5 protein-coding genes and 1 riboswitch are annotated in these 6,478 nt (G+C 62.3%); all 5 genes read left to right on the forward strand.

What is annotated here, in order from left to right:
* The first annotated feature begins 184 nt into the window (after positions 1–184).
* The 5 genes from E5W87_RS12430 to E5W87_RS12450 all read left to right on the forward strand — a co-directional run bounded on the left by E5W87_RS12430 (position 185) and on the right by E5W87_RS12450 (position 6,376).
* Positions 185–1,939 carry an adenylate/guanylate cyclase domain-containing protein gene (locus E5W87_RS12430; RefSeq protein ID WP_292397537.1) on the forward strand — a complete coding sequence of 585 codons (1,755 nt, stop codon included), beginning with the start codon at positions 185–187 and terminating at the stop codon, positions 1,937–1,939.
* 209 nt (positions 1,940–2,148) lie between these two features.
* Positions 2,149–2,263, forward strand: a riboswitch (guanidine-I (ykkC/yxkD leader).
* Between the two features lie 100 nt (positions 2,264–2,363).
* Entirely contained in the window at positions 2,364–3,428 is a 1,065-nt protein-coding gene (locus E5W87_RS12435) for a putative urea ABC transporter substrate-binding protein (RefSeq protein WP_292397540.1), read from the forward strand.
* Positions 3,429–3,464: 36 nt separating this feature from the next.
* Positions 3,465–4,349 carry an ABC transporter permease gene (locus E5W87_RS12440; RefSeq protein WP_292397542.1) on the forward strand — a complete coding sequence of 295 codons (885 nt, stop codon included), beginning with the start codon at positions 3,465–3,467 and terminating at the stop codon, positions 4,347–4,349.
* Entirely contained in the window at positions 4,346–5,155 is an 810-nt protein-coding gene (locus tag E5W87_RS12445) for an ATP-binding cassette domain-containing protein (RefSeq protein ID WP_292397544.1), read from the forward strand. The genes E5W87_RS12440 and E5W87_RS12445 overlap by 4 nt, the downstream gene beginning before the upstream one ends.
* Positions 5,156–5,167: 12 nt before the next feature.
* Complete coding sequence (locus E5W87_RS12450; RefSeq protein WP_292397547.1) at positions 5,168–6,376, forward strand: agmatinase family protein; 1,209 nt, start codon at positions 5,168–5,170, stop codon at positions 6,374–6,376.
* Positions 6,377–6,478 lie beyond the last annotated feature (102 nt).

Raw genomic sequence — 6,478 nt, forward strand, 5'->3', positions numbered from 1 at the left:
GATCACATGCCCTCGACGTTTGAAAATCCCCTTGCATCAACGGGGGCATCCACACCTGACGCTTGGTACCGGATGTGGAAGACGTTTTCCGACCCACCCCATCGCAGACTCTCGCCCAATGGACTCGCAGCGTGGCCCCCAATACAATCCCGGTCCCGTGGGCCTCCGAAGGCTGATGCATGACATGGCAGAAGAACGCGTCCAACGCCGCCTTGCTGCGATATTGGCAGCCGATGTGGTCGGCTACAGCCGCCTCATGGAGCGGGACGAGGCTGGGACCCTTGTTGCCATCAAATCCCGTCGCAAAGACGTCCTACAGCCACTGCTCGCCAAGCATAATGGCCGCATCGTCAAGCTGATGGGTGACGGGGTGCTGGTGGAATTTGCCAGCGCCGTGAATGCTGTCCAATGCGCGGTCGAGCTCCAGAGCGCGATGGCAGCTGCCAACGCCGACGTGCCCCAAGATTCCCGGATTGTGCTGCGCGTCGGAATCAACCTGGGCGACGTGATGGTCGAAGGCAGCGATCTCTATGGTGATGGAGTCAACATCGCGGCTCGGCTCGAGACCTTGGCCGATGCTGGGAGCATCGTCGTCTCTCGCACTGTCTTCAACCACGTCCGGGGTAAGGTGAAGCTCGGATTCGATGATCTCGGCGAGCGGCAACTCAAGAACATCGCCGAGCCGGTGCGGATCTACCGACTGCGGCCGGACCGCGAAGCGGCGATGGCGCGGCCGGCCTTGGCGCTTCCCGACAAGCCGTCGATTGCCGTTCTGCCGTTCACTAACATGAGCGGCGATCCGGAGCAGGAGTATTTCAGCGACGGCATGGTGGAGGACATCATAGCGGCGCTGTCCCGGGTGCGCAGCTTCTTCGTGATCGCGCGGAATTCGAGTTTCACCTACAAAGGCAAAGCGGTCAATGTGAAGCAGGTCGGGCTCGAACTCGGCGTGCGTTACGTGCTGGAAGGGAGTGTCCGCAAGGCGGGCAATCGGGTCAGGATCACGGGACAGCTCATCGAGGCGGAAAGCGGGAATCATGTCTGGGCTGATCGCTTCGATGGCAGTCTCGAAGACGTATTCGAACTGCAAGATGGGGTGACCCAGAGCGTGGTCGGTGCGATCGCTCCGAAGCTTCAGCGAGCGGAAATCGATCGCACGTCGCGAAAGCGAACCGAAGATTTGACTGCTTACGACTTTGTTCTGCGTGCCCTGCCGCATGCCTGGTCAGGGTCGCCCGAAAGGAGTGCAATCGCCCACGATCTCCTTCTAAAAGCAACCGCCGTCGATCCTTCTTATGCGTATGCCTACGCGATGGCGGCCTGGTCTTTGATGTTCAGCAAGAATTCGGGTTGGCGTTCTTGGCGGCCCGACCAGCAGGAGTTGTGTGTTCGGTTTGCCAGGGAAGCGCTCAAGCTCGATATGGAAGATCCAGCCGTACTGTGGGCATCCGCTACGGCGCTCGCAAGTGTCGTACACGAACATGAACATGCTCTCGAGCTGATCGAGCGCTCATTGGCAATCGACCATAATTCCGCACAGGCCTGGGCAGCAAAAGGTTGGGTGACTTCCTGGATCGGACTTGATGGGATCCCTTCGTTGGAAAGGGCAATGCGATTGAGCCCGTTGGACCCGCTGTTGTACCTTTTTCATGCCTCGATTGCTGAGTGCCATCTTGCGGCAAGAAGGCACGAGATGGCATTGGAATGGTCTCTCCGCGCCATGCGAGAACATCCAGAACCTCCTCCATTCGTGCGGCGGGTGCTCGCCGCCTCGTACGCTCGCCTCGGGCTAGTTGAAGAAGCGCGACGGGTGGTGGCAGGCATACTGGCGGAAAGCCCAAGCTTTACTGTGAGGACCTGGCTAGAGATAACCGCCCAGCGTGGTCCGCACGTCCAATACCTCGCTGAGAGCCTCCGTCTCGCTGGCCTCCCCCAGTGAGTAGGCATCGAGTCGCACGCGTCAAAGAAAAATCTCCAGTCGGACTCTTATGTCAAGCGGGACCACTAGCAATCAGGCAAACTGCCCAATCCGTCGGCGATGCGATGATTTTCGCGTCACTCGTGTGAATGCTCGAAGCCGCACAGCTCCCGCAAATGCCGGCCTTTTGGCACAATTCGGCTTGGCATGCTCCTTGCTTCGTTGATGGTGTGCAGAGCGTCTAGGGTTCCGGCCGCGACAAAGCGGTGCTGGTCCAAGAGATGCGACCGCCAGGGATGCACTGAGGCATCCGGCGGAACACGGCGGGCCAAAATCCCGGGAGAACCCTGCACGGGTTTGCTGGCGCGAACCTCTCCCGGATGCGCGCTCCGTAGGCCCCAACATAAAGTCCGGACGCAATCCGGATCGCGAACAGGGGTACGCAATGCTTCGCAAGCTGGCCGCAATCATCCTAGCCGCATCACTCAGCCTTCCCATCGTTTCCGCCGCCGAGGCGGCGCCCAAGAAAGACTTCAAGATATGCTGGTCGATCTATGTCGGCTGGATGCCGTGGGGCTATCTCTCCGACAGCGGCATCATGAAGAAATGGGCTGAAAAAAACGGCATCAATGTCGAGATCACCCGCATCAACGACTATGTCGAAAGCATCAACCAGTATACGGCCGGCGGTTTCGACGGCTGTTCGATGACCAACATGGACGCGCTGTCGATCCCCGCAGGCGGCGGCGTCGACACCACCGCCTTGATCATCGGCGACTTCTCCAACGGCAACGATGCCGTGATCCTCAAGGACAAGGCCGCGCTCGCCGACATTGCCGGCCAGAAGGTCAATCTCGTCGAGCTCTCCGTCTCGCATTACCTGCTGGCGCGGGCACTGGACACGGTCAAGCTCGCCGAGAAGGACATCACCGTCGTCAACACATCCGACGCCGACATGGTCGCCGCCTATGGCACCAGCGACGTCACCTCCGTCGTCACCTGGAACCCGCTGGTTTCCGAGATCGCCGCCATGCCGGGTGCTCGCAAAGTGTTCGATTCCTCGCAGATTCCCGGCGAGATCATCGACATGATGGTCGTCAACACCGAGACGCTGAAGGACAATCCAGCGCTGGGCAAGGCGCTTGTCGGCGCATGGTACGAAGCGATGGGCCTGATGACCTCGGACACGCCGGAAGGCAAGGCAGCCAAGGAGGAGATGGCCAAGGCGTCCGGCACGGACCTCGCCGGCTTCGACGCGCAGCTCGCCTCGACCGCGATGTTCTTCGACCCCGCCAACGCGGTCGAGTTCACCAACGGCGCCGAACTGCCGAAGACGATGGATCTCGTTCGCAACTTCCTGTTCAGCCACGGCATCCTCGGCACCAATGCGGTGAGTGTCGACATGGTCGGCATGAGCTTTCCCGACGGATCCACGCTTGGCGACGCCAAGAACGTCAAGCTGCGTTTCGATCCAGCCTTCATGGCCGAGGCTGCAACCGCAACGCCCTGACGCAGGCGCGATATGCTGGTCAAGGAAATGAGCGCCATGAATGCAATCTCCGAGGCGGGCGGGGAGGGCACGCGCCCTTCCCCACCAAGGCCGAAGGTGCGCCTTCGCATCATCAATGCGAAGGTCTCGCGCGGTGGCGCCTTGTTCCTCGGCGGCTTGCCGTTCTTGTTCGTGGCCATCGCCTATCTGATCGCCTCGACGCAAAGATTGGCGGTCAATCCCAGCGACAAGCTGCTGCCTTCGCCGGCACAGATGTGGTCGGCCTTCCTTGACCTGGCGACGGTGCCGGACAAACGCTCCGGCGACCTCGTCCTGTGGGTCGACACCTATGCCAGTCTCCTCAGGCTGTTCGCGGGCGTGGGCGTTGCCACGCTCGCAGCGCTTTCGCTTGGCATCGCCATCGGCTTCATTCCGCGGGTGCGAGCCTTCCTGCTGCCCTTCGTTACCGTCGTCTGCGTCATCCCTCCGCTGGCGCTGCTGCCGATCCTGTTCATCGCGCTCGGCCTTGGCGAAACGGCCAAGATCACGCTGATCGCCCTTGGCGTCGCGCCGGTGATGGTGCGCGACATCGCCAACCGGGTGATGGAGTTGCCGTCCGAACTGGTGGCCAAGGCACAGACGCTTGGTGGCAACAGCTGGACCATGATCTTGCGGCTGGTGCTGCCGCAAGTCATGCCGCGCCTCATCACCTGCGTGCGGCTGGCGCTCGGGCCGGCGTGGCTGTTCCTGATCGCCGCCGAAGCCATCGCCTCGACCGAAGGGCTGGGTTACCGCATCTTCCTCGTCCGCCGCTATCTCTCGATGGACGTCATCCTGCCCTATGTCGCCTGGATCACGCTGCTTGCCGTCATCACCGATTGGCTGCTGGTGCGGCTGTCGCGGGCGGTGTCCCCATGGGCGCATCCCGTGGAGGCCAGATGAGCCGCATCGTCGTCCATGGGCTGGAAAAGAGCTACGGCGATGCTCGCGTGCTGGAGCGGGTCAACGTCACTGCCGAAGCCGGCGAATTCCTGTCGCTGGTCGGCGCCAGCGGCTGCGGAAAATCGACGTTCCTGCGCATCCTGCTCGGCCAGGAGCAGCAGAGCAGTGGCGTCGTCATCGTCGGCGATGGGCCCATCATTCCAGAGCCGACGCCGCAGCGCGGCATCGTCTTTCAGCGCTATTCGGTGTTTCCGCATCTGACCTCCATCCAGAACCTGCAGCTGGTCGAAGATTTTCGCTCGGGCGGGCCGTTTGGCCGCGTCTTCGGCGCCAGGCGCGCAAACGCCAGGCAAGAGGCCGAAACCATGCTGGAACGGGTCGGGCTTGCTCATGCGCGCGACCTTTATCCGGCATCGCTCTCCGGCGGCATGCAGCAGCGGCTGGCGATTGCGCAGACCTTGCTTGGACGTCCGCAGATCCTGCTTCTCGACGAGCCGTTCGGTGCGCTCGATCCCGGCATCCGCGTCGAGATGCACGAACTGCTCACCGAGCTCTGGACCGAGCACGGCATGACGGTGGTGATGGTCACCCACGACATCGGCGAAGCCTTCAAGCTCGGCACCCGCGTGCTGGTCTTCGACAAGGTGCGCCACGATCCGCAGTTTCCGTCCGCTTACGGCGCGACGATCACCTACGACTTGAGGCTCGATCGCAAGACCCGGGCTTCCTCCCATCACTTGGCCAAGGTGGCCGCGATGGTCGGGACGACCCGGCCGGATACAGCAATGGCGACGACGGCGTCGTAACGGAGACCGTGCATGTCCAGAAATATCCCCGAACGCAGCCACCGCCGTGCAGGGCTCGTCGCCCGGGAGGCCAGGGAACGCTTCCACCACCCGGATTTCGACGCCCGCGGAACGCAGGGCTGGAAGTCGATCGAGGCCGAGGGAAAGCTGCCGGAAAGCGGCTGGCGCAAGGAGCAGCAATGGGCGCTCGACATGGGCCTGCCGGGATCGGAGTCGATCGTCGACAAGTCGATCCCGACATTCGCGCGCGGCGAGCTGCCGCATTTCGCCGGCATCAACACCTTTCTCAAGGCGCCCTATGTCGAGAACGTCCGCGATGTCGGCAAATATGATGCCGCCGTCATCGGCATTCCTTTCGACAGCGGCACCACTTACCGGCCGGGTACCCGCTTCGGCCCGCAAGGCATCCGCCGCATCTCGGCGCTTTATACGCCGTACAACTACGAGCTCGGCGTCGACCTGCGCGAACAGATGACGCTGTGCGATGCCGGCGACGTCTTCACCATTCCCGCCAATCTCGAAAAGAGTTTCGACCAGATCACCAAGGGCGTCAGCCATGTCGCCTCGTCCGGCGCGCTGCCGATCATGCTGGGCGGCGACCATTCGATTGGATTTCCCTGCGTGCGCGGCATCGCCGACGTGACCTCGAAACGCATCGGCATCATCCATTTCGACCGCCATATCGACATCCAGGAAAAGGATCTCGACGAGCGCATGCACACCACGCCCTGGTACTGGGCGACCAACCTGCCGAATGTCTCGGCGACCAATCTCGTGCAGCTCGGCATCGGCGGCTGGCAGGTTCCCCGCTACGGCGTCGCCGAGGCGAGGAAGCGCGGCACCAACGTACTCACCATTGCCGACATCGAGCAGATGGGGCTTGAGAAGGCGGCGGAAATCGCGCTCGAACTCGCATGGAAAGACACCGACGCCGTCTACATCTCTTTCGACGTCGACAGCCTCGATTGCGGCTTCGTGCCCGGCACGGGCTGGCCGGAGCCGGGTGGCTTCCTGCCGCGCGAGGCGCTCAAGCTGCTCGGGCTGGTGTCTGCCCCCGGCATTTGCGGGCTGGAGGTGGTCGAGGTTTCGCCGCCCTACGACACGTCAGACATTACGGCTCTGTTCGGCGTGCGCGTCGTCGTAGAGGCGCTCGGCTCGATGGTCGCCCACGGCAATCTCGGCAAGCATAAATCGATCATCGACAAACCGGTGAGTTTTTGACCATGCACGACGATCATCACCACCACGGCCATGACAATGGCGACGGTCACCATCACCATGACCATCCGCACGCCCTCGGCCACAACGGACCCGCGGGCAAGC

The sequence above is a fragment of the Mesorhizobium sp. genome, from assembly GCF_004962925.1.
Lineage (GTDB): Bacteria > Pseudomonadota > Alphaproteobacteria > Rhizobiales > Rhizobiaceae > Mesorhizobium.